The organism is Streptomyces katrae (genome assembly GCF_000966975.1).
GTDB lineage: Bacteria > Actinomycetota > Actinomycetes > Streptomycetales > Streptomycetaceae > Streptomyces > Streptomyces katrae.
This window is the reverse complement of the sequence record NZ_JZWV01000896.1, coordinates 1-398: the sequence shown is the minus strand read 5'-3', so window position 1 is coordinate 398 and position 398 is coordinate 1. Positions and strand designations below refer to the sequence as shown.

The window sequence follows — 398 nt, the reverse complement described above, 5'->3', positions numbered from 1 at the left end:
CCCCGAGGTCGTCGCCCCCCGCCGGGCCGGCGACCCGGCCGTCCTGGTCGCCTCCGCGCGCACGGCGCACGAACGCCTCGGCTGGTCCCCCACCCGCTCGGACCTCACCGGCATCGTGACGGACGCCTGGAACTTCGCCCGCAGGCAGCGCTCCTGACGCCTGGGCCCCCCGGGGGCCCGCGCCCCCTGCGCCCCCCGTGCGCCGGTCCTCCGGCGCCCTGCCGCGCCCCCCGCACCGAACGGTGCGGGGGGCGCACGCATGTCCGGCGGGCGCTCTGCGCGGGCGCTCTGCGCGGGCGCCCGGCGTGCGTACGCCGGGTGAAATGGACCCCGTGCAACTGCCTGGGGCACGCGCCGGTCGGGAAATATCGCTCCCGGGCTTCCGGACAGTTGAAATC

At 78.4% G+C, this 398-nt stretch carries 1 pseudogene; it reads left to right on the top strand.

Going from position 1 to position 398, the window contains the following annotated elements:
- Positions 1-157: pseudogene (locus VR44_RS47670) on the top strand (UDP-glucose 4-epimerase GalE); the annotation flags it as partial.
- Between the last annotated feature and the right edge of the window lie 241 nt (positions 158-398).